The 22,652-nt window shown below is 64.7% G+C and carries 21 protein-coding genes; 15 read left to right on the forward strand and 6 right to left on the reverse strand.

Annotation, left to right across the window (positions count from 1 at the left end):
- Positions 1-267 precede the first annotated feature (267 nt).
- The 4 genes from Q8P38_00385 to Q8P38_00400 form a co-directional block, all read right to left on the reverse strand.
- Positions 268-1,209: an ROK family protein gene (locus tag Q8P38_00385; protein MDP4013071.1), complete on the reverse strand. Its 942-nt coding sequence runs from the start codon at positions 1,207-1,209 to the stop codon at positions 268-270.
- Positions 1,210-1,217: 8 nt separating this feature from the next.
- Positions 1,218-2,057, reverse strand: coding sequence for a polysaccharide deacetylase family protein (locus tag Q8P38_00390; GenBank protein ID MDP4013072.1), 840 nt, complete (start codon positions 2,055-2,057; stop codon positions 1,218-1,220).
- A 340-nt stretch (positions 2,058-2,397) separates the two neighbouring features.
- Positions 2,398-3,636, reverse strand: a complete 1,239-nt coding sequence (locus Q8P38_00395) for a DUF1015 family protein (protein ID MDP4013073.1) — start codon at positions 3,634-3,636, stop codon at positions 2,398-2,400.
- Between the two features lie 59 nt (positions 3,637-3,695).
- Positions 3,696-4,415, reverse strand: coding sequence for a PIG-L deacetylase family protein (locus tag Q8P38_00400; protein MDP4013074.1), 720 nt, complete (start codon positions 4,413-4,415; stop codon positions 3,696-3,698).
- A 147-nt stretch (positions 4,416-4,562) separates the two neighbouring features.
- Here Q8P38_00400 and Q8P38_00405 point away from each other — a divergent pair, with 147 nt between their 5' ends.
- Together Q8P38_00405 and pcrA are read left to right on the forward strand one after the other, a co-directional pair.
- Positions 4,563-6,230 carry a hypothetical protein gene (locus Q8P38_00405; GenBank protein ID MDP4013075.1) on the forward strand — a complete coding sequence of 556 codons (1,668 nt, stop codon included), beginning with the start codon at positions 4,563-4,565 and terminating at the stop codon, positions 6,228-6,230.
- Positions 6,231-6,277: 47 nt separating this feature from the next.
- A complete protein-coding gene (gene pcrA / locus Q8P38_00410; protein MDP4013076.1) occupies positions 6,278-8,503 on the forward strand; it encodes a DNA helicase PcrA in 2,226 nt (741 codons plus the stop codon).
- A gap of 45 nt (positions 8,504-8,548) precedes the next feature.
- Here the strand turns inward: pcrA and Q8P38_00415 are convergent, their stop codons facing one another.
- Positions 8,549-9,601 (reverse strand): alpha/beta fold hydrolase, encoded by a 1,053-nt coding sequence (locus tag Q8P38_00415; protein MDP4013077.1) that lies wholly within the window; start codon positions 9,599-9,601, stop codon positions 8,549-8,551.
- A 191-nt stretch (positions 9,602-9,792) separates the two neighbouring features.
- Here Q8P38_00415 and sucC point away from each other — a divergent pair, with 191 nt between their 5' ends.
- The 9 genes from sucC to Q8P38_00460 all read left to right on the forward strand — a co-directional run bounded on the left by sucC (position 9,793) and on the right by Q8P38_00460 (position 20,054).
- Positions 9,793-10,965, forward strand: coding sequence for an ADP-forming succinate--CoA ligase subunit beta (gene sucC / locus Q8P38_00420; protein MDP4013078.1), 1,173 nt, complete (start codon positions 9,793-9,795; stop codon positions 10,963-10,965).
- 12 nt (positions 10,966-10,977) lie between these two features.
- Complete coding sequence (gene sucD / locus Q8P38_00425) at positions 10,978-11,853, forward strand: succinate--CoA ligase subunit alpha (GenBank protein MDP4013079.1); 876 nt, start codon at positions 10,978-10,980, stop codon at positions 11,851-11,853.
- A 126-nt stretch (positions 11,854-11,979) separates the two neighbouring features.
- Complete coding sequence (locus Q8P38_00430; protein ID MDP4013080.1) at positions 11,980-13,194, forward strand: DUF6350 family protein; 1,215 nt, start codon at positions 11,980-11,982, stop codon at positions 13,192-13,194.
- A 9-nt stretch (positions 13,195-13,203) separates the two neighbouring features.
- Complete coding sequence (gene purN, locus Q8P38_00435) at positions 13,204-13,812, forward strand: phosphoribosylglycinamide formyltransferase (protein MDP4013081.1); 609 nt, start codon at positions 13,204-13,206, stop codon at positions 13,810-13,812.
- Positions 13,809-15,365 (forward strand): bifunctional phosphoribosylaminoimidazolecarboxamide formyltransferase/IMP cyclohydrolase, encoded by a 1,557-nt coding sequence (gene purH / locus Q8P38_00440; GenBank protein MDP4013082.1) that lies wholly within the window; start codon positions 13,809-13,811, stop codon positions 15,363-15,365. Before purN ends, purH begins: the two co-directional genes overlap by 4 nt.
- A 93-nt stretch (positions 15,366-15,458) precedes the next feature.
- Positions 15,459-16,160 (forward strand): Pr6Pr family membrane protein, encoded by a 702-nt coding sequence (locus tag Q8P38_00445; GenBank protein ID MDP4013083.1) that lies wholly within the window; start codon positions 15,459-15,461, stop codon positions 16,158-16,160.
- A 90-nt stretch (positions 16,161-16,250) separates the two neighbouring features.
- Positions 16,251-17,843, forward strand: coding sequence for a trypsin-like peptidase domain-containing protein (locus Q8P38_00450; protein ID MDP4013084.1), 1,593 nt, complete (start codon positions 16,251-16,253; stop codon positions 17,841-17,843).
- A gap of 343 nt (positions 17,844-18,186) precedes the next feature.
- Positions 18,187-18,831, forward strand: coding sequence for a M15 family metallopeptidase (locus tag Q8P38_00455; protein ID MDP4013085.1), 645 nt, complete (start codon positions 18,187-18,189; stop codon positions 18,829-18,831).
- Between the two features lie 107 nt (positions 18,832-18,938).
- Positions 18,939-20,054 carry a PIG-L family deacetylase gene (locus Q8P38_00460; protein MDP4013086.1) on the forward strand — a complete coding sequence of 372 codons (1,116 nt, stop codon included), beginning with the start codon at positions 18,939-18,941 and terminating at the stop codon, positions 20,052-20,054.
- A 66-nt stretch (positions 20,055-20,120) separates the two neighbouring features.
- Here the strand turns inward: Q8P38_00460 and Q8P38_00465 are convergent, their stop codons facing one another.
- A complete protein-coding gene (locus tag Q8P38_00465) occupies positions 20,121-20,366 on the reverse strand; it encodes a hypothetical protein (protein ID MDP4013087.1) in 246 nt (81 codons plus the stop codon).
- Positions 20,367-20,644: 278 nt separating this feature from the next.
- Between Q8P38_00465 and Q8P38_00470 the strand changes: the two genes are divergently transcribed.
- From Q8P38_00470 to Q8P38_00485, 4 genes are all read left to right on the forward strand, one after another.
- The gene (locus tag Q8P38_00470; protein MDP4013088.1) at positions 20,645-20,854 is read left to right on the forward strand and encodes a hypothetical protein; all 210 of its coding nucleotides are present in this window, start codon (positions 20,645-20,647) and stop codon (positions 20,852-20,854) included.
- Positions 20,855-20,859: 5 nt separating this feature from the next.
- Positions 20,860-21,432 carry a hypothetical protein gene (locus Q8P38_00475; protein MDP4013089.1) on the forward strand — a complete coding sequence of 191 codons (573 nt, stop codon included), beginning with the start codon at positions 20,860-20,862 and terminating at the stop codon, positions 21,430-21,432.
- A 92-nt stretch (positions 21,433-21,524) separates the two neighbouring features.
- Positions 21,525-21,860 (forward strand): hypothetical protein, encoded by a 336-nt coding sequence (locus Q8P38_00480; protein ID MDP4013090.1) that lies wholly within the window; start codon positions 21,525-21,527, stop codon positions 21,858-21,860.
- A gap of 164 nt (positions 21,861-22,024) precedes the next feature.
- Positions 22,025-22,453 carry a hypothetical protein gene (locus Q8P38_00485; protein ID MDP4013091.1) on the forward strand — a complete coding sequence of 143 codons (429 nt, stop codon included), beginning with the start codon at positions 22,025-22,027 and terminating at the stop codon, positions 22,451-22,453.
- Positions 22,454-22,652: the final 199 nt, after the last annotated feature.

Here is a 22,652-nt window from a genome sequence, read left to right on the forward strand (position 1 = left end):
TGCGAGGAACACTGCCACCGAGCAAGGCGGCGCGCCGGGTGTTTTCCAAACTACTGGCGGAATAATTCGGACAATTGCCGCAGGCGCCTCTTCGCGCCTCCTCGCATTGGCGAGTCGCAGGACCGCACGAGCTCGATCTATGTCTCAGCCGTGCCACTCGATAGTCGGGCGCACACCCGAATCGGCGTCACCCGAGGTCGGCGTGCTCCTCCCGTCCAGACTGGTGCACGGGTTCCCCATCAACGTGGCGGGCAGTAACTGGCGTGCTCACAATGCGGTTTGGGCCAGAGCAAGCGCGCCGACTACGCCACTGTCGTTGCCCAAGCCGGGGCCCACGACATACTCCAGCGTTCGTTCAGTGATCATCGGGCTTGCGATGTACCCCGCCAGGGAATCCACCAGCCGTGGCCGGACACGTCGCAACAGGTGCGGCACCGACCCGACACCGCCGCCGAGGATGATCCGTTCCGGCGACAGCACACAAACGAGTGCGTGCAATCCCGACGCGATGTACTCGGCCTCAAGATCCCAGGCTGGGTGATCGGGCCGCAGATCCTCCGCGGACTGGCCCCATCGCGCCGCCATCGCTGGCCCGGAGGCGACTCCCTCCCAGCAGTCGCCGTGAAACGGGCAGACGCCCGCGAATCTGGCGAGCTCCTGCGCGGGACGCGGAATCCTGATGTGCCCCATTTCCGGGTGGATCAGACCATGAGCCAAACGCCCGTCGATCATCGCGCCACCGCCGATGCCGGTGCCGACAGTCAGGTAGACCAGCGAGGAAACACCACGTCCGGCCCCGAACCGCTGCTCACCCAGCGCCGCGGCGTTGACGTCGGTGTCGAACACGACGGGCACTTCACCAATGCCACGCTCCCTCATCTGCGCCGCTAGGACGCCCGAGACATCGGTGTTCGTCCATCCAGGCTTAGGCGTGGACGTCACGTAGCCATAAGTCGGGGACGTCGGATTCGGATCGCAGGGCCCGAAGCTACCGATTCCGATGGCTGCCAACGGCCCCGCTGCCGCGCACTGAGCCGCGAAGAATTCCGCGACTTCACCCAATGTCTCTACTGGGTCCGACGTCGTTGGAATGCGTGTGCGGGAGGTAATGGTCTCCGGATCCGTCCCCACGACGCAGACAGTCTTCGTGCCTCCGGATTCGACTCCACCGATCATGCGCATCGTGAGCCTTCCCTTCCAACGACCCACTGAGATAGCTATCCCTGGGGGCGCAGCAGCGTGGAGAGAGTAACCGGCTCCAGCTGCCTGTCATCGAGCGTCCGTACGAGCTGGCGCAGGATTGGCGCGGTCGCCGGAGCGTTGGGGGCACCGTTGAGGTGCAGGATCACGATCGAGCCTGGGCGGATCTCGGACTCGATCGCACTGGCGGCCCGACCCGCGTCTTGTGCGAACGCGTCGCTCGCTGTCAGGTCGAAGTCGACTGTCCATAGGCTCTCTTCCGCGACAATCTCCACGTCGCGCTGGTCGTGGCACAGCCCGGGGAATCGAAAGAACGTTGGCTGCCTCCCGGTGGCGGCTCGCAGTATCGCGCTCGTCCGGCGAACTTCAGACCTCTTCTGCCGGTCCCCGGCAACGAACGGCAGGTCATAACAACTGCTCGTCCAAGCATCGTGATTCCACGTGTGATTGCCCAGCTCGATGAGCGGATTGGCCGCGAGCCGCGCGAGCACTTCGGGGTACTGCTTGGCCCACATCCCCGTGATGAAGATCGTCGCCGGCACTTCGCGCCGCTCAAGGAACCGGATCACCGCGTAGTTGACCTGGGGGCCGTACTCTCCAGAGCGCACTCGCTGAAGCGCGTACGGCGTCATGTCGGCATCGAGGGTGATCGCGACCTGGTTGCTCCTCCGGCTGCCGTTCGTGATCGCAGTCGCCGTGGGCTTCACCGTCTCGGCGGGAGTCGGGGTTGGCGTCGGAGCGGGGGCGGTCGTAGCCGGTGTCGAAGGCGAGGGCGAACCGCTGGGCCCGGCGACTGAGGCGCATCCAGCCAGAGTCACCCCGGCGAGCGCGAACGCCAACACGCTGCTAGTCCTCACCCGTGGAGCCTATGCGCTGGCGTTGCACACCAGACGCCTCGGCTCGCGACGGACATGGCGTGGCGAGATGATGGCGCCCCGGGTTCCGGTACGTCGCTTGGATCTATGGAACCGAGCCCCTCCTCAGTTAGCGGCCGTTCCCGACAAACGCGAATGTTTGGGTACAGACGCGCCCGTTGCAACGGGAGTTTCTTTCGGCAACGAGTGCCTTTGTTGGGAGCGGCCGTTTCTGCGCTGGTGGCAGGGCGAGCGCTGGTGAGCAGGGCGCGTCCGACAGGGCGTCGGCCAAGTGCGTTCAGCGTTCACGCTTCACGTCAACGGGATGGGGGCGACTCGGGTATCAGCGCAAGCTGTGCAGGAACAGCCCCGACCGCAGCTTCGGCTCAAACCAGGTTGACTTCGGCGGCATTACTTGACCCTCGTCCGCCAGGGCCATCAGGTCGTCTACCGACGTCGGATGAAGAGCGAAAGCGACTCCGGCTCCAGCCCTGACTAGGCGCTCCAGCTCGCCGGTACCTCTGATGCCACCTACGAATCCGAGCCGCGCGTCGAGCCTTGGGTCACCGATGCCCAGCAGGGGCGCCAGCACGAAATCCTGAAGCACCGACACATCCAGCCGCGCCACAGGGTTTGCCTCGTCGACCTGCCCATCCCGGAGTTCGAGCCGGTACCACCCCTGCGGCAGGTACATGCCGATGACGTGTCTTCCGGAAGGACTCGGGGGGCCGTCAGACGGTGATACTGAGAAACGGCGCTCCAACTGCGCTTGAAGTTCGCCCCCAGTGAGTCCGCCGAGATCAGCCACAACCCTGTGGTACGGCAGGATCGCGAGTTGGTCTGCCGCGAACACGACCACCAGGAACCCGTCGTGGCCTTGCCAACCATCCCCAGTCAAGCCCCGTTGCCCGCGCAGATCCCGCACGCGTGCAGCCGCGGCGCTGCGGTGGTGACCATCGGCCACGTATAGCCTCGGCATCTGCGCGAAGGCCCGGCTCACGCGGGCCAAGTCGTCGTCACCGGTGACGATCCACAGGGTGTGTCCGATCCCGTCGTCTGTGACTATGTCGATGTCTGGCACTCCCGCGGTCACCTGGGCGATCACGGCCTCGATCTCGTCGTGACGGGGGCACAGCAAGAACACCGGCTCGTCCTGCGCCTCAAGGGCATCGATGTGTCTGACGCGATCCAGTTCCTTGTCGGGACGTGTCAGCTCATGACGTGCGATTACGCCAGATTCGTAGTCGTCAACGGCCGCCAAACCGACTATCCCAGTTTGAACGTGGTCCCCCATCCGTTGGCGGTAGATCGTGAACGTTGGAGTCGCATCGGTCACGAGCGCACCTCGTTCGATGAACGAATCAAGGTTGGCCCGGCCCCGCGTGTACACCGCGTCGTTGTAGGGGTCGACATCATTCGGCAAGTCGATCTCAGGGCGAGAAACATGCAGGAACGACACGTCGTTGCCGACCGCCATCGCTCTGGCCTCAGCGGCGTCCATGACGTCGTATGGCAGTGCGGCGACACGGGCTGCCAGGTCGGGGCGAGGACGCAGTGCGCGGAATGGAAGGACGACGGCCATTCGCCGAATCTATCCCGTCAGCCAGAGCGGACCCCGAGGGCACTGAAGGCCTTCAACGACTACCGCGTGTCCAGGACCTTGAAGGCTTCAGCGATCCTGCCGGGCGCGAGCCCAGCATCGGCGGCGGTGCGCTCGCCCCAAGACCTGATTCGCTCCTCCAGATCATCAAGGTGACCAGTCTGGCTTCGATGCGCGCGCAACGCGGCGAGCTTCAGCGGAAAGTCGCCAGTGATGTCCACCCAGTGGTCGGGGAACTCAAATCCCATGAGCCAAACTTCTGGCACCGGCCAAGGCTCCAGGGCCTCATCAGTCAGGAGTGTCGGATGCGCGAACGGATTGCGCGCGTCAGGGTAGACCGCTTGCATCGCCGCCTCCCCGGCAGCTAGATGGTCGGGGTGACTGGCGTACATACGCTCGAGATTCCGAACTGGGGACTGGATCAGCACCAACGACGGCCGGACCTTGCGGATGACGCGGGCGATGTCACGCCTCAATCCATGCGTGACGGTGAGTTCGCCATCGTGATACCCCAGGAAATGGATGTCTGTGACACCAAGCTCACGACCCGCGGCGCGCTGCTCACTCCGACGGATCCCTGGGATCTCAGCACGCGGAATCCCGGGATCGAACCCACCTGCGTCGCCATCGGTAACAACGCAGTAGGACACGGGCACGCCCTCCGCGGTCCATCCCGCGACCGTCCCGCCAGCTCCGAAATCGACGTCATCCGGGTGCGCCGTGACCGTGAGTACACGTTCTGGGAGCGCGGTCGGATCCATCAAGCCTCCTTCGCTCGGCCCCTGGGACCAAGACCTCGCACCTGACAGATAGAGGAAATAGTCGTCAGCCGTCCGCTATGCAGACATCTTGCCCAATTCTCGCGTGGCTCAATTGCGAATGGCTCTCGATCCTGTCACGGTGACGCCGTGGTCAAGATCGTTGCAGGCGGTACCGATGATGACACGGTGAGTAGTGCGGCTCGCCGCGGCGGAGCGTTTCGACGCGGCCCGCTACGCATCGCGACCGCGATAGTCGCCGCCTGTGCGGTCGTCGCAGCCCCGGCTGCCATCGCGGCAACCGTCATCAGCTTCAAAGTTCCGGCCCCAACTGTCCAGCTCCCGGCCCAGGTCGATTGGCAAGCCGAATACCAGGGGCAAACGTTATGCACACCAACCGCCAAGCCGGGAACTCTACGGCTCGGCAAGCTCCTAGATGACACCTACGGCACGTTCACCCAGTACATCGCACGGTCGTGCGCCACTCCTGGCACGAGCGAACACGAGGAGGGCCGAGCTCTCGACTGGATGGTGAACTCCAAGATCGACAAGCAGAGGAAGAAGGCGTTCCGATTCCTCAACTGGGCGATCGCCCCTGGGCCCAACGGCGAGCCAGGCGCGATGGCGCGGCGATTGGGGATCATGTATCTGATCTACGAGAACAAGATCTGGGGCGTATACAGCCCGCAAGCTGGGTGGCGCGAGTACCAGAACTGCTCCTCATCGGGCAAGTCGTCCAGCTCCTACGACACGGTCTGCCACCGCGATCACATCCACATCTCGCTGACTTGGGACGGCGCCTACGGCACGACATCCTTCTGGACTGGAGTGGCCGAGACGCGGGGACCGTGCTCTTCGTCGACAGCGAGCCGGACCAACGGCACGTCGGACAAGCCGACGACACTGCTCAACACGCACAGCGGAATCGGACTTACGTCCTCCCGGTGTCGACTGGCAGCCGGGACGAGCTACACGAGCCGGACCTACAAGGTGAAAGTTCCGGTGCCAACGGTGGCCGCGGGGTATACCCCTGTCCAACGCATCAAGATCACGAAGATGAATCTGAACGCGCCGTCCTCGGTGTGGGTTTCCAGCGCAGCGTCGAAGTCAGTCCCGCGAGGCGCCAAGCTGCCCATATCCATGGACATTCCGCTGAACTCCAAGGGCCTGATCACCTTCTCTGTCGGAGCCGGCTACTCGCGGTTCAAGGTCCGAGGCCTCGGCACAGGAGCTCCGCTCCCACCCCCATCCCCGACTGTGGCTCTCAGTCCCCCCTCGGGCCAAGTCCACGTTGGTGACGCGGTGTCCTTGGTCGGCTCGGTGGCGAACATCGCGTCGGGCACGTCACTGACGATCCGGCGCAAGCTCGTCGGAGGCGCCTTCGCGGACCTGGCTACCCAGTCCGCGACGACGGGGGCTTACTCCATTGCGAGCGCAGCACCCACGACGCCAGGAACGTACGTGTACAGGGCATTGATCACCAAGAACGGTCAGAAGCTGGACAGGTCGGCCAAGCGCCGCGTAGAGGTGCTCCCGCCGGCCGTAGTCGTGACGTCAGCGAAATCACCCATCGCGGCCGGGAAGAAAACCCGCGTCCGAGGCACGGTGGCTGGGGCCCCAGCCGGCAGCCGGATCGTGTTGCGTCGCAAACTCGCGGGGTACAAGTGGCGCAAGGCCGGCCATCGGCCCGCCGCGAACGGTTCCTTCGCCGCCAAGGCATTGCTGCCGATTCCTGGGAAGTACAAGGTCCGCGCGATCGTGAAATCTGGTTCGACACGCGTCGCCAGATCCGGGAAGCTAAGAGTCAGAGCACGCTGACCGCGACGCTTCTCAAGCCGTCCGACACCCGGCCATAGACTTCCCGGGTGGGGACCCTCTTCAATCCGGATGACCTTCTAACGGACCTGAACGCTGAACAGCGCAGGGCCGTGGTTCATCGCGGCTCCCCCTTGCTCGTTGTCGCTGGTGCTGGGTCCGGCAAGACCCGCGTGCTCACCCGGCGCATCGGCCACCTGCTCGCTACCAGGGATGCCAGCCCGGGCCAGATTCTCGCCATCACGTTCACAAACAAGGCGGCCAGCGAGATGCGCGACCGGGTCTCGGTCTTGGTTGGCACGGCTGCCCGCTGGATGTGGGTATCGACGTTCCACGCAGCGTGCGTTCGAATCCTGCGTGCGGAATCCCGGCGGCTGGGCATCAAGAGCAGCTTCTCGATCTACGACTCCGCCGATTCGCAGAGGTTGCTGACTATGGTCCTGCGGGATCTTGATCTGGACCCCAAGCGCCACAGGCCCCGAGTGCTCGCTGGCAGGATCAGCGCGGCCAAGAGTGAACTGATCGACCCCGGCGCCTATTCCAGCCAGGCCACCGGCGCGGATCAAGAGACCACAGCAGCCGTCTACGCCGAATACCAGCGACGCTTGGCGAGAGCCGACGCGTTCGACTTCGATGACCTGATCGGATCGACCGTAGCTGTCCTGCGGACGTTCCCGGAAGTGTCCGCGCACTACCGAGAGCGATTCCGGCACGTGCTGGTAGATGAGTACCAGGACACCAACCATGCCCAGTACGTGCTGGTGCGCGAGCTCGTCGGGGCGCCTGGGTCCGAGCCGCCACCGGGGGAACTTTGCGTCGTCGGTGACGCGGATCAGTCCATCTACGCCTTCCGTGGTGCGACGATCCGCAATATCGAGGAGTTTGAGACAGATTTCCCAAACACCGTGACCGTGATGCTCGAGCAGAACTACCGGTCGACGCAAGTTATCCTCAGCGCGGCCAATGCCGTCATCTCAAACAACCCCGGGCGCAAACCCAAGCGGCTGTGGACTGACGGCCCGGCGGGACAGAAGATCATCGGGTACGTCGCCGACGATGAACATGACGAAGCCAGGTTCGTAGCAGATGAGATCCTCCGGCTGGCTGACGACTTCGCGGTCAAGCCACAGGACGTGGCCGTCTTCTACCGCACCAACGCTCAGTCGCGGGCGCTTGAGGAAGTCATGATCCGCGAGGGCCTCCCGTACCGGGTCGTCGGCGCCGTCCGCTTCTACGAGCGCCGGGAGGTGCGTGACGCGTTGGCTTACCTTCGCGCGGTAGCCAATCCGGGTGATGAGACCAGCCTGCGCCGGATCCTGAACACGCCACGCCGTGGCATCGGCGATCGAGCCGAAGCGGCGCTGGCTCAGTTCGCCGCGAGCAACCAGATCGCCTTCGACGAAGCCTGCGCACGCTCCAAGGAGACACCAGGGCTGGCCGCACGATCTGCCCAAGCTGTCGCGGCATTCCACGCCATGTTGACCGGGCTTCGTGAGCTGGCCGAAGGCGGTGCCGGCCCCGCGGGCTTGCTGAACGAGGCGCTACACCGGTCCGGGTACTTGGCGGCATTGAAGCAATCCCAGGATCCTCAGGACGTCACCCGCCTGGAGAACATCGGAGAGCTGGAGTCAGTGGCCAGCGACTACGAGCGCACAGAGCCAGAAGGGGACCTGATCACTTTTCTGGAGCGGGTCTCTCTCGTCTCAGACTCCGATGAGATACCCGACGCCGATGGGGGTCAAGTGACTCTCATGACGCTGCACACGGCGAAGGGACTGGAGTTCCCTGTCGTGTTCTTGACTGGTATGGAGGAGGGAATCTTCCCCCACGCCAGGACCTTGGACTCCGGCGAGCTACCCGAGGAGCGGCGTCTGGCCTACGTCGGCATCACCAGGGCCGAGCAGAGGTTGTTCGTCACCCGAGCTTTGTCCCGCGCTTCCTGGGGGGCGCCCGAGTACCACGCCGGATCCAGGTTCGTCGAAGAGATCCCGCCGGCACTGTTGGACTGGAGGCGCTTGCCGGAGGCGGCGACGACCGCATCAACAGCATGGGAGCCAAGCGGCCGCACCTCAGAACGCTTTGTCAAGCCCGCCCGACAAGGGCGAGCTTCCCCGACAGATCTAGCCGCCGGGGACCGCGTGACCCATGACAAGTTCGGGATGGGCACGGTGGTGACCATAGCGGGCGACGGTGACCACGCGGAGGCGACCGTCGACTTCGCATCACAGGGTGTCAAACGATTGCTGCTGCGCTACGCGCCCCTGGAGCGGTTGTAGCACGACAGCCAGGTGTGAGAAGTGCATGCGTTGGCCCTCAGCGAGCTAGCCAGCGGGTCGCGCGTCACGCACGACCGCTGCTGGCGCTGACCGCGGTTGCGGCACAACAGCGACACGTCCGTTCGAGCGAGCTATCGAAGTGACGCCGTCAACCACGATCCGGCCGTCGTGGTCCAGATGGGCCAGGGTCGTGCAGATCTCGTGGACAACTCTTCCGTCGACTGGCAACGACATGTGACCGACTCCGCGCACGAACACGTTGCGAGCGTTCAGGTCAGGGTGAACAACACGAGCGTTTCGCTTGGGGACCATCAACTGATCCAAGTCTGACCAAACAGCCAAGAAGCGGGTCCGGCATTCCGGCGCGGGGCTATCGAAGTCTGCTACGACCTTCGAGTCGGGCCGGATCTGCCGGGCCAACGGATGGGGTACGAACTTGGCCGGCGCAGTGCCCAGGTGCGGGGTGCCAAGCGTGACCAGGGTATGGACACGCTCATCACCGTTCATGCGTTGCACGTAGTACCTGCCGATCATCCCGCCCATCGAGTGGCCAACTACGTGAACACGCTCGTACCCAGTCTCCTTGACTACGGTCTCAACCAGCCGAGACAGCCGTTCCGCGACTAGCCGGATGTCCGCTGTCAGGGGGCTGTAGTTCAGAGAAACAACTCGGCCGAACCCGCGCTTGCGCAGACCCCTGCGCAGCAGCGCGAAGATACTTCGGTTGTCGACCATCCCGTGGATGAGGATGATCGGAGTCCCGGCAGCTTCCACGTCACCGATCAGCAGACCCCTGCGAACAGGATCCAGCCCGTCCAAGTTGTGGCGGACTACCTCCTCGCGCGCCTTCTCCTCGACTAGACCCAGCGGGTACATAGCGATGTGGGCCGATACCCAGGCGACTTCGACAGCGGCGCCGCGCAGCCCTCGCGCGCTCAGCAGCGTCCGGGCTCCTTTCCGCGTGGCGCGGCGGGTCCGCTGAGCACGATCACGAGCGACCGCCCGAAGGCCCTTAGGGCCGCAGTCCTCGCCGTCCCAGATGTCTGCCCAAGGTGCGGATTCAACCGCGGGCTCGTCTGGCAACGCCGATGGGGTCACGGATGCCGACGTTAGCCCACGACTCACGCGGACGGAAGCGCCAAACAAAGACTCAATGTCGCAGTTTCCTCCCAGGCCGACCCGCCTACACGTCGTAGTGCGGTCGATTGGCCGGGCAACCCGGCGAAGATCGACATATGGACTTTGGGTAGTCTCAGCCCGGTTGCGCACCGGCTGAGAGGTCTTCCCGAATGGATCTTTTCGAGTATCAGGCCAAGCATCTGTTCGACAAGAACGGTGTACCGGTCGTTCCCGGAGAGGTGTGCACGTCGTCCTACACGGCCGCCGAGGCGGCTCGCAAGATCGGCACAACGGTCGTCGTCAAGGCCCAGGTGAAGACAGGCGGCCGGGGCAAGGCGGGCGGCGTCAAACTGGCCGCTACGCCTGAAGAAGCTGCGGATTGGGCCGAGAAGATCATTGGGATGGTCATCAAGGACCACAAGGTCAAGCGGGTGCTGGTCGCTGAAGCGGCAGAGATCGCGGACGAGTACTACGTGTCCTTCCTGCTCGACCGCGCCGAAAGGTCTTTCCTCGCTATGGCGAGTGTCGAGGGTGGCGTCGAGATCGAAGTGGTGGCCGCCACTAACCCCGGTGCTCTCGCGAAGATCCGCGTTGATGCCCTTGTGGGCGTGGACCGCGCCAAGGCGGAGGAAATCGTGACCGCGGCCGGGTTCCCCGAGCAGCACCGGGACGCACTCGTAGATGTGATCCAGAGTCTGTGGTCAGTGATGACTCGCGAGGACGCCACGCTGGTGGAGGTGAATCCGCTGGTGCTGACGGCGGCGGGCTCGATCGTCGCACTGGACGGCAAGGCGACCCTGGATGACAACGCCGACTTCCGGCACGCTTCCCACGCTGACCTGGCGCTGGCGGACGATATCGATCCCATCGAGAAGCGCGCGAAGGACCTGGACCTGAACTACGTCAAGCTCGACGGCCACGTCGGAATCGTCGGAAACGGCGCCGGACTGGTGATGTCCACGCTCGACGTCGTGGCCTACGCGGGCGAGCAGTTCGGCGGTATCCGGCCCGCGAACTTCCTCGACATCGGAGGAGGCGCCAGCGCGGAAGTCATGGCCAACGGTCTGGACATCGTGCTCAATGACCCGGATGTCCGGGCGGTATTCGTCAATGTCTTCGGCGGGATCACATCATGCGACGAAGTCGCCAACGGGATCGTCGGAGCACTCGACATGCTCGCAGCCAAGGGCGAGACCGTCACCAAGCCGATCGTGTGCCGCATTGATGGCAACAGCGCGGTCGAGGGGCGGCGGATCCTCAACGCTGCCGAACACGACGTAATCGAGTTGGTCGAAACGATGGACGATGCGGCGCGGCGCGTAGCCGAGCTGGCCGCGTCCTGATCAGGAGCAGGTATGGCAATCTTCTTGAACTCCGATAGCCGGATCGTGGTGCAGGGCATGACCGGATCCGAGGGCACCAAGCACACTCGCAGGATGGTCGCCAGCGGCACATCCATCGTGGCTGGAGTCACCCCCGGCAAGGGCGGACTTGAAGTCGACGGGATTCCAGTCTTCGACTCAGTTTCCGAGGCCGTCGCGGCCACCGGAGCCAACGTCAGCGTCGTGTTCGTCCCGCCGAAGTTCGCCAAGGCAGCGGTTGAGGAAACCGTGGACGCCGGTGTCGCCCTGGCCGTTGTGATCACCGAGGGGATCCCGGTACACGACACTGCCCAGTTCTTCCAGTACGCCCAGAACTCCGGCACTACGCGGATAATCGGTCCGAACTGTCCAGGGATCATTTCACCTGGCCAGAGCAACGCGGGAATTATCCCCGCCGACATCACAACGCCCGGGCGCCTCGGGCTCGTGAGCAAATCAGGGACGCTCACCTACCAGATGATGTACGAACTGCGTGACATCGGCTTCTCGACCTGTGTCGGCATCGGAGGAGACCCGATCATCGGCACGACGCATGTTGACTGCCTACAGGCCTTCGAGGATGACCCAGAGACCGATGCGATCGTCATGATCGGCGAGATCGGTGGTGACGCCGAGGAGCGCGCAGCCGCCTTCATCTCCAGCAACGTGAGCAAGCCGGTGGTCGGCTACGTGGCTGGCTTCACCGCACCCGTCGGCAAGACGATGGGGCACGCGGGCGCCATTGTGTCTGAGTCTTCGGGTACGGCCCAAGCGAAGCAAGACGCGTTGGAATTAGTAGGAGTCAGGGTTGGCCGGACACCGAGCGGTGCCGCTCAGATCGTTCGAGACCTAATGTCCGCGCGCGTTTGAGCGTGCCTGCCGGGTTGAAGGCACCTCACGGTGCATCATCGTGAGATGTCCGTGAGTCAGCAGAGGTCCTCGTCAAGAGGGGCTCGCGCACGATCCACGATGGGGGCTGCGCTCCGGATAGCGGCGATGACCCGGGCAGGGCCGGATGTGCCCCGGCTGTTGGTCCCTGTCCTGGCCGCGGCTTGGGCGGCTGTGGTCGGAGTTCTCGCGACGGCGCTGCTGCTGCTGGCAGGGGGAGCGGCGGCGGGAGATCTCGTCGGCCCCGCTGGTCTTGCGTGGCTCGCATCTCACCACTCGCGGATCTTGACCCCGGACGGCGGAATCACCCTGCTTCCGCTTGGCATGATGGTCATTCCCTTGCTCGCGGTCCGACGAGCCACTCGATGGCTCATCTGCCGCTCCACCGGTTCGCGGACTCGCCTGTGCGCACCCGCGTTAGGTCTATACGTCGCGGCCGCGGTGATGGTCGCGGCGGTTGTCGACGTGTCGGGATTCCGGGCGTCAGCCGTGTCCGCTCTCGTGATGTCAACCGCGGTGGCGGCAGTAGCTGGATTCTGGGGCTTCCGCAAGCAGTCGAACACTCCCCTGGCTCTTCCGGGAGCGGTGGCAGGAGTCGCAGTGGCGTTCGCGTTCGCGGTGGCGGTCGGCGCTGTGTTGGTTGCCGGGTCGCTAGCCGCTAGTACTCCGGCGATCGTTGACGCGCGACAGTCGGCACAGATGGGGGCCGCGCAGTCGATAGGTCTGATGATCCTGCAGGTCGCGTACCTGCCGAATGCTGTCCTCTGGGGGGCCGCCTACGCAGCGGGTCCGGGGATCGCAGTCGGTGGCAGCAACGTTCTATCGCCCTATGTCGGCGTCACCGCCAGCGCGCCGAACCTACCGTTGCTTGAGTCGCTTCCACCGACCTCTCCGGCATGGACCGCACTCCTGCCGATACTCATAGCTGTCGGCGGAGCGCTCGCGGGAATGACCGCGCACCGCCGATGTGGCTGCGCCAGCCTGACCCACCGCCTAGGGCGGGCCGCGATCCTTGGCGGCGGGACGGCAGCGGTCTGGTTCGCCGCGGGATCGTTGGCCGGGGGAACCCTGGGCGGCGGGCGCCTGGAATGGATCGGACCGGCCCCAGGTACTGCCCTAGCGTCCGGGGCGCTAGTTGGCCTCGGTGCGGTTGTTTGGGCACTACTGCCGACTTTGGTATCGGATGCGCGGCCCATGGCACAGGACGTCGGCACACGGATCGGCGCTGGATTGACGAAGAGGCAGGCGCGACGCAGGCCGGAGCCGACGTCAGCTGAGCCGCCCGCTCGTACCCGGGCCGGGCTGCCCGTGCGGACCCCATAGCATTGGCTCGTGGATCGAGTTCCGGTCGTAGCACTCGCGTCAGGTTCCGGAACAGTTCTCCAGTCGCTCATCGATGCCTGCCGGGACTCGTCGTTCCCTGCCATGATCGCGGCAGTCGTCGCCGACCGGTCGGGCACAGGAGCCGTCACTCGCGCGATTGGGGCGAGAATACCGGTTGCGCAGGTTTCGCCAGGGGACTTCCCGGACCGCTTGGCGTGGGATGAGGCGCTGACAGAAGTCGTGTCCGCGTTCGCGCCAACGTGGATCGTCAGCGTCGGCTTCATGCGCATCCTCGGCCCGGCGTTCCTGACCAGGTTCCCTAGCCGGATCGTCAACACCCACCCGGCGCTACTGCCGTCGTTCCCGGGCGCTCACGCGGTCCGAGACGCCCTGACCTACGGTGTCCAAGTGAGTGGATGCACCGTGCATCTGGTGGATTCGGGAATCGACACAGGACCGGTTCTCGGGCAACGAGCGATCGACCTAGAGCCGGGGGACGATGAAGCGGCCCTGCACGAGCGCATCAAGGCAGTCGAACGAGTGCTACTCGTGGACATCGTCGCGCGGCTGGCGCGGTTCGGCTGCACCGTGGATGGAAGGAAGGTGACGATTCCATGAGCGACCGCACACCCGTGCGACGGGCGTTGGTTTCGGTGTACGACAAGTCGGGCCTGCCCGACCTCGCGCGCGCCCTGGACGAAGCCGGGGTCGAGATCGTGTCTACGGGCAGCACCGCCGGACACATCACAGCCGCTGGCATCCCCGTCACGCAAGTGTCGAGCGTCACCGGTTTTCCCGAATGCCTTGGCGGGCGGGTGAAGACACTGCATCCGGGAGTGCACGCGGGCCTTCTCGCAGACGTTTCGGCTCCAGAACACGTCAGCGCTCTGGCCGATCTTGGAATCGCGCCGTTCGAGCTACTGATCGTCAACCTGTATCCGTTCACGGAGACCGTCGCCAGCGGAGCCGACGCCGCTGAATGCATCGAGCAAATCGACATCGGCGGACCAGCGATGATCCGTGCGGCCGCCAAGAACCATCGTTGTGTGGCGGTGGCGGTCGAGCCCTTCGACTACGACGCGGTCGTCCAGGCAGTTGCCGACGGCGGATTCACCCTCGACCAACGGCGGGACCTGGCCGCGAAGGCATTCGCGCACACCGCCACCTACGACATCGCGGTGGCGTCCTGGCTCGGCAATGTCGTGGCGCCTGACGCGAGCGGGTTCCCACAGTGGCTCGGCGGATCCTGGGAACGCTCCGAGTTACTGCGATATGGCGAGAACCCGCACCAGAACGCTGCCCTGTACGTCGGCGGTGGTGGAGGCGGTCTGGCTGCCGCCGAGCAGCATCAGGGCAAGCAGATGTCCTACAACAACTACGTCGATTCCGACGCCGCGCTTCGGGCCGCGTTCGACCAGACAGAGCCGTGCGTAGCGATCATCAAGCACGCGAACCCCTGCGGTATCGCGATCGCCAACGATGTGGCAGAGGCCTACGGGCTAGCCCTGGAGACGGATCCCCTGTCGGCGTTCGGCAGCGTCGTTGCCACCAACGGCACGGTGACGCGCGAGATGGCCGTCGCTATGGCAGATGTGTTCACCGAAGTCCTCGTAGCGCCGGACATTGATCCCGCGGCGCTGGAAGTGCTCGCCGAGAAGAAGAACCTTCGGGTGCTCACGGTCGCTCACGACTTCACCGAACCGCGGGCCGAGTACCGACCGATCACGGGTGGAGTGTTGTTGCAGCAGGCTGATCTGGTGAACGCGCCAGGCGACGACGCCGACTCATGGCGGCTCGTTTCCGGTGAGCAGGCCGACTCGGCCGTGCTGCGGGATCTACTTTTCGCCTGGCGGGCGTGCCGTTCTGTGAAGAGCAACGCGATAATGCTGGCCAGGGACGGCGCCGCTGTCGGCGTTGGGATGGGGCAGGTCAATCGCGTGGATTCCGCGCGGCTGGCCGTGGCTCGAGCGGGCGCTGACCGGGCCAACGGGGCCGTGGCGGCTTCTGACGCGTTCTTCCCGTTCCCCGATGGTCTGCAGATTCTCATCGACGCAGGGGTGCGGGCAGTCGTTCAGCCGGGCGGATCGGTGCGTGATGACGACGTCACCGCAGCTGCCCGCGCTGCGGGTATCACTATGTACCTGACCGGGACCCGTCACTTCTGGCACTAGGCTCCAGCGCGGCCGACAACATGCAGCCTCACTGAGCCTCAGGGCCAAGGCGCTCAGCGAGCATGGCGCGGCCGACGCCGATACCGTCTAACCATGCGGGACGTAATCGCACGGGTGTGGTTCGGGGTAGTCGCGGCAATCGCTATCTGGGGAGTGACGCTCAGCGCCAGCATCTGGGTCATGACCGATCCAGCCGCCCTGGTGGCGCACGGCGGCGGACACGGGAACCCCGCCGACTTCGATAACTGGTTCGTGCGCCTAACCATCACGTTCTTCTACTTCACGATCCTGTCGAACGTCGTCGTGGGGGTGACGTCTCTGCTACTGGCGATCCGCCTTGATCGCACGTCGACGGTATTCCGGGTGTTCAGGCTCTTCGGATTGTTCTCGATCATCATCACCGGCCTGGTCGTCAACTTCTACCTCGGGAAGTTCGTCCACCTTGAGGGCATCGACCTGATCAACAACGACATGGTTCACGTCGTCGTACCGATCTTGGCCACATTGGGCTGGCTGATATTCGGCCCGAGGACTCCGTTTCGGTTCAAGTACCTGTTCTACGCGATGGGTATCGGTCTCGTCTGGCTCCTGGTCACGTTCATCCACGGGGCGCTCCTGCATTGGTACCCGTACCCGTTCCTGGACGTGGACAACATCGGCTACCCGAAGGCCCTCACCATCTCGTTCGCGATTCTGGCGTTCGCGTTCCTGCTTGGCATGGCGATTCTCGGACTGGACAAGGTCCTGCCTGGGCACGACAAGCTCCTCGAAGAAACCGAACAGCCAACCGCCTGAAAACGCGCCTCATCGGGGCCGGAGTGGGACAATTTCCGCCAAGTGACACGGCGACCGCCAGCGGGGTCCCCGTCGATGTTGGGAGTTGAAATGGCACCGATTCCGAGATGCACGCGCGACGGCGTCGCTCGAAGGGAGAGCAAGCATCCGCTCCGCTCCGCCGCCATCACAATCTTCGGCGTCGCGATAGCCGCAGCCGCACTCGCCCTGCCGGGCGCGGCCGCTTCCGCGCAGCTGCCTTCGGATTCCGCGCCGCCCTCGACACCACTAGAACAAGTACAGGCGCTCGTGCAACCCGCCGTTGTCTACGAGCAGATCACCTGGACTGGCTGGGTGTACGACATCACCAACGGCGGGTACTTCTCCGAGACAGAACCGTTCACCGCGACCTTCCAGTGCACGGGATTTGTCGTCAACCCCGACGGATACGTTGCCACGGCCGGACACTGCGTCAACTACGAGAATGCGGTCCGGGACGCCATCTTCACCAAGGTCGTCAACTACGCCTTTGAGAACAACTACTACGAAGCACGACCGTCGAAGGAGACGATCGCGACCTTCTCCCGCAACTGGCGCGTCGACGGCAAGTCCACAAAGGGTCAACCGGATGAGGCCGTGTCGGTCGCATATGGCGTGAGCGTGTCGGGGGAGCCCTCCGGTAAGGCGCTCCCTGCGCGGATCATCAAATCGCTTGCCTTCGACAAGGGGGACGTGGCCTTGCTGAAGATCAAGGCACAGGATCTGACAGTTGTCCCGCTGTCCAACAACGCCAACACGGGCGTTGGCACCGAGGTCGTGTCAATCGGGTATCCGATCTCCGTGGACCTCGTGACCGACGCGAACTTCAACCCCAGCTTCAAGGAGGGTTCGATCAGCGCCGAGAAGACGACTTCGGGCGGGCTTCTCCCCGTGTACGAGATAAGCGCGGCAGTGTCCGGCGGCATGAGCGGCGGGCCAACCGTTAGCAAGGTCGGTGACGTGATCGGCGTCAACAGTTTCGGGATCACCGGCGAGCCTCAGTCGTTCAACTTCGTACAGCCATCCGGAACCCTGCAGGAGCTGCTACGAGGCGAAGGCGTGGAGAACTCACTCGGGAAGGTCACCGACCTGTATCGGACCGGTCTGACCGCCTACTTCGCAGGGGACCGAGACGCGGCGATCCAGGCCTTCGACCAAGTCATCGCGATAGTGCCGAACCACCAGTTCGCCCAGCAGTACAAGCGCAAGGCCCAGGAGTTGCCGGCGTCGGGGCTCAGCCTCGGCTCACCCGCTGTCAAGATCGGCCTTGTAGTCGTAGTCGTTCTCGTGATCATCGTGGTCGTGGTGATCATCGTGGTGGCCAGACGGCGCCGCAAGGGCGGAACCGGATCCGCCGCATCCGACGCCTCGGGTCCAGCGGAGTGGGCACCTCCTCCCGCTCCACAGCCGTCGCCCGGCGGAACTGCGGGTCCGGTCACTGAGGGGCTCCCGCCCGCTGTTGCCGAGACGGCCCCAGAAGCCCCCGGAGCCCCGGCACCCGTAGCCCCGCCGGAGTCCCAGACGCCCCTGCCCGCTGAGGCAGAGGTGCCGCCCGCGCCCCAGGCCGTCGCCGATGACGACTCGGAGAGCTTCTGCCCGAACTGCGGCAAGCAGCACGCCCCCGATGCGCACTTCTGCCCACACTGCGGGCAGGACCTCACCTAGCCGCGGCCGCGCCCAGCCCTCGACAGCCCCCTCGGGCCTCGCCGACGGCTCTTGTCGTGGGCTGACTGATGCAAACCCCCTCATGATCATGCTCGTCCGCGATCTTCCCTTCCCCTAAAGGGGATACCCCTACCTGAGGGGTGGCGGATGTCCTTGATCGGTAGAGGATTTGCACCACCTGGGTCATCGGCCTGGGCCCTTCGCGCGCCGAGCCGGGGCTGGTACCTTGACAAGCCGCTAATCACGCTCAGGGCCGACGCCCCTCGTTCACGAATGGCCTGAGCCGGCGGCGGGACGGATTGGAGGCTCGCGCATTTCGAGACTCCCCTTGTCTGCTACCGCAGTGGTGGCGAGCATCGCGCTGGCGATACCGGCGAGCGGGTCGGTCACCACTGACGCACTGAAGACCGAAGCCGATCCGCCCCCATTCGCGAGCGTCACGCGGTTAACGCAGGCAGAGCGACGCGCGATGACGCCCAGCGCTTGGCGCCGTGGCTGCCCCGTGCCTCTCCGGGCGCTCCGCGTCGTGCGTGTCCGCCACTGGACCTTCTCCGGGCGGACTCGCGTAGGTCGACTGGTCGTGCACCGGAGGGTGGCGAGGCAGGTTGCTCGCATCATGAAGGACCTGTCCTCCGCGAAGTTCCCAATCCGCCGGATGCGCCCGATCCAGCGGTTCGGCGGCAGCGACTACGCCTCCATCGAGGCAGACAACACGAGCGCCTTCAACTGCCGCTACGTCGACGGAACCCAGCGCTGGTCCATGCACGCGTACGGCCGTGCCATTGATGTCAACCCGATAGAGAACCCCTACGTCTCGCGTGGCCGCACATCGCACCCGGCCAGCGACGAGTACGTGGCCCGCAGACCCGAGCGGCTAGGAATGCTGCTACCGGGAAGTGCGGCGCTCCGGGCCTTTGATGCCGCCGGGTGGACTTGGGGCGGACGATGGCGCGGAGCCAAGGACTATCAGCACGTGTCTGCCCCGTGACCTGATGCCGGGGGTCGCGACGACTTCCTAGCGCCGGCACTCCTACGCCAGTAACACAATGATCCGGGGCGAGCAGGACGTTGACTCGTTGCGCGGGGCTGGGGAGTGTGGAACGCTCGCACGATGGCGACCGCCTCGACCGACGTTCGCATCTGGATCTGAAGTTGAGGCTCGCGACCTGGCTGCGGCAGCACTTCCGCAAGCGCGCACAGTTGGCGACGTTGCTGCTCGTCGCACTGAGCTTGGTTACAGTCGCCTGCTCGGGGACGCAAGCCAATGACCCGTCAGCTGGCCCGCAGGCCGTGCTGTTCATCACCGCCCACCCAGATGACGAGACCCTCTTCGGTCTTGGTCGTTTCGCGGAACGGGGCTGGACCGTCGACATCGCATTGGTTACCAACGGCGAATCTGGCCAGGTCGTTGAGGCAATCCGCAAGAACCCGAAGTCCGACGGGGAGGTGCTCCTCGAGCGGCCACCGGGACCGGGGGTCAGGGTGGTCCCGAACCCCCCGACCGGCGCCAACGGCTCGACCATCGAATCTCCGGTCGATCTGGCGAACGAACGTCAGCGGGAGTTCACCGATTCGATGGGCAAGCAAGGGGTCAGCCGGATCTTCTTCCTGTCCGATCCGGCTCATCCGCAGTTCGAGGATTCCTGGGACAACGGGACCCGCAACTGGGACACGGCACTCCTGCAGTCCGAGTTGATGAAGATCGTTGAGCAGGTGAAGCCGGACGTGATTATCACGCTTAACCCGGATGAGCTGTGGGCTCACCCGCAGCACCAGGGCTTGGGCACAGTCGTGCAGTCGATGTGGCAAGACGACGAACTGAACTCCCGGCCAGGGACCCGCCCGGCGCTCTATGGTCTGCGCGAAATCGGCTGGTACGAGAAATCCCAGCAGCCGCAACCTGGTGACGAACAGTTCGACCGATCCGCATACTCGCCGGTACTGGGCAAGACCTATGCCGACTACTGGACGTGGGCAACGTCGTCTTACGTGTCCCAGAGTTCGCACCCGACGTGGTTCGCTGCCCGGGCGTCTGCCGGATTCCTGCCTGGCTACGGCACCGTCGACGTGATTCGTCGACTTGGCGACGTCCCGCCGGCACAGACCCTGACGTCCTTGCTGGACCGGTACCCCCCCGACTCGGCCATGAGCGACGAACCCACCACCCCGGAAATCGGGCAGGTATGGAAGCGCACGCCAACGTCTGAGTGATGGTCGCGCGGCCACCGCTAGCGGTGAGTTCTGCGAACACGCCAACAGGCCCGAGTCTCAAGAGCCCTAACTTCCCTCAAGATCTTCCGGCAGTGCATCCAGTTTGGCGTCGTCAATGACGTAGTTTGCGTAGATCAGCGGGCCCGCTTGGATCACGTCCCCGAAACTGGCGTCGATGACCTTGGCCCTCGCTGCAACCCAGCCATGTTTGAACATCGTGTGCTCCCAGTCCTCGGCGAACTTCAACGCAACAGTGTGCCCCAACTCGCCGCGGATTCCTGAAAGACCCTTTCCTATGTCACGCGACTTCACGAGGCGCCCCCGACAGGATTCGAACCTCTCGCGGCCTAAGCACGTCTCCCCTATTGACAAGGCGTGGTGCACCCCCTTTGGAGGGGGCCGCGCTGGACTCAGACCAACCCCGCCGGGAGGATGACTCCAGGTCTGACGCCCCCGCTGTCTTCGGTCAACGGGGGCGTTTCTTCGCGCCTGGGGTGACCTAACGGCATCCTGGGACTTCTATCCTGATCCACCAGGTTATGTCGTGCCCCTCTGCTCTACTCTGATAGGAGACAAGCGAAGGGGTCGCCATGGCTGTCCTCAGCAGACCGCCAACCGTGGAAACTGAAGAACTCACGGTCAAGCAAGCACATGAGTTGTTCGACAGAGAAGCTCGTCGACTCCTGGGACTGCCGGGCCAGGAGTTCCTCGACGGCTACCACTCGGGCGCCATCCAAGAGGACCCGGCGAGCCCCGGCGTGACAGAGCTAGTGATGCTTCTGCCCTTCGGCGAAGCCTGATCCTCTTGCCCGGACGAACTCCAAGCGCGGCCTACAAAGCATTCGCGAAGCCCATTCAGGAGTCCATTGCCTGCCTCAAGGGCCAAGGCAAGGTCACATGCAGCCCTGGGGGCCGGAGCGACAAGGATCAGACGCAGATCCATTCCTGGATGCTCAACGGCGACAACGGACTCCAGAACGGGCGACTCCACTTCCGCGCCTTGATGCTCTACTCGTTCACGGAGCGACCCGACGAGTTGCCCGGTGAACGCTGGAAGATCAGCACTCGCGGCTACAAGTACCAGATCGCAGTGGACGCAGAGGCGCTCATCGAATGGCACTGGCACCCGGACTCGACTCTCGGGGTGGTCTTCCCCCATCTGCATCTCCAGAAAGCCGCGCTCACTAACAAGGGCGTGATCACGCCACGAAGTCACATACCTGCCGGGCGGACATCTCTCGAATCAGTCATCCGAGCGCTTATCGCGGAGTTCAAGTGGCCGCCTACGTCCGGCGATTGGAGCGAACGGCTCGCGCTGAATGAAAGCGTCTTCCGCCTTTACGCCACGTGGAGCCAGGGGCAGCAGCCGCAACCCTGACTAGAACGCCAACGCGACGCGCGTGGGCCGCGACCAAGACAACCCCCGGCCCTGTCCAGCGAAACCCCCGGTTCAGGCGTAGCTTCGGCTACATGACCGCCCAGTTCGCCGGAGCGGTGACAGTCGCCGTCGCGACCATCGCCGCCGGTATCAGCGACTGGATCCAGGAGGAGCTCCTCCTCTCCCCGTCAGGAGCGTGGATCATCCGCGCTCGTGGCGGTGCGGCCACGACCTACGCTGTGTGGGTCGGTGGCGGCGCGTGGAGCGCCGGGGGACGCGTGTGGGAGATCGACGGCGCGGCCGCCCAAGCGTGGCTGGCGCGACACTCACCCGAACTTCTGCAAACGTTCTTCCCCGGCGCGCTCACGCCGCCGCCGCTACCGCCGCCCACAATGCCTCATCCGCCACCGCCACATACGCCGCCGTAGCCGAATGCCTGGGCAAATCCTGGGTCAACCGCAAGTCCTGGCCCGACTCCCGATAGACCTGGGTGGCGAAAGCGCGGCGGAGGCTGCGCGCGGTCCAGGCGCCCGGGAGCGCGCGGCAAGATCGCACGAGGCCATCAGCCGGAAACCGTGCGATGCTGGGCCACATGTCCGCCCCGGACCCGCGCTACACACCGCCAGGTGACGCTGGCGAGACCGCCGACACGCTAGTCGGCACAGTCACCTACTCAGTTGCAGCGGCCGTACCCGTAGGCTCCACGGTCGCGCTCGTCTCCAGCTACTACTACCTTGGCGCGGCCACAAACGGCGCCTGGCTGGCCCGCTGGGATGCGCGCGACGCCACACTCGTCCGCGAGCAGCGTGAGATCCAAGAGACGTACCACCCAGCCTGGGCGGTACTCACCGGCATCATCATCATCGTGCTGTTCGTCTGGATACTTGTGGGCCTCGTCGGATTCGCCCTCTTCTTCGTCAAGCAAACCCGGCTCGTCCCCGTGTACACCGCCACGATCGTTGTCCAGGGATCTCAGCAGATCACGGTCACCCAGCGGTACCCGTGGCAACGGGCCGCCTAGCTTCCACGGCAACCGGGGCGAACGAGGGTGATCGTGCAGATGCACCACTTCCTTCTCGGTGTTAGCCGCCACGCTGGATGAGGATGTCGGCGTCATCGTGGGTGCGGTTGAGGCGGTATGACGTAGGCCCCGTCCCGGTGTTCGGGGTGGGGCCTTGATGGTCAGGCTGACGGTTCGGTGATCGGGGTGTCGCCGGTGT

Source organism: Candidatus Nanopelagicales bacterium, assembly GCA_030700225.1.
Classification (GTDB): Bacteria; Actinomycetota; Actinomycetes; order S36-B12.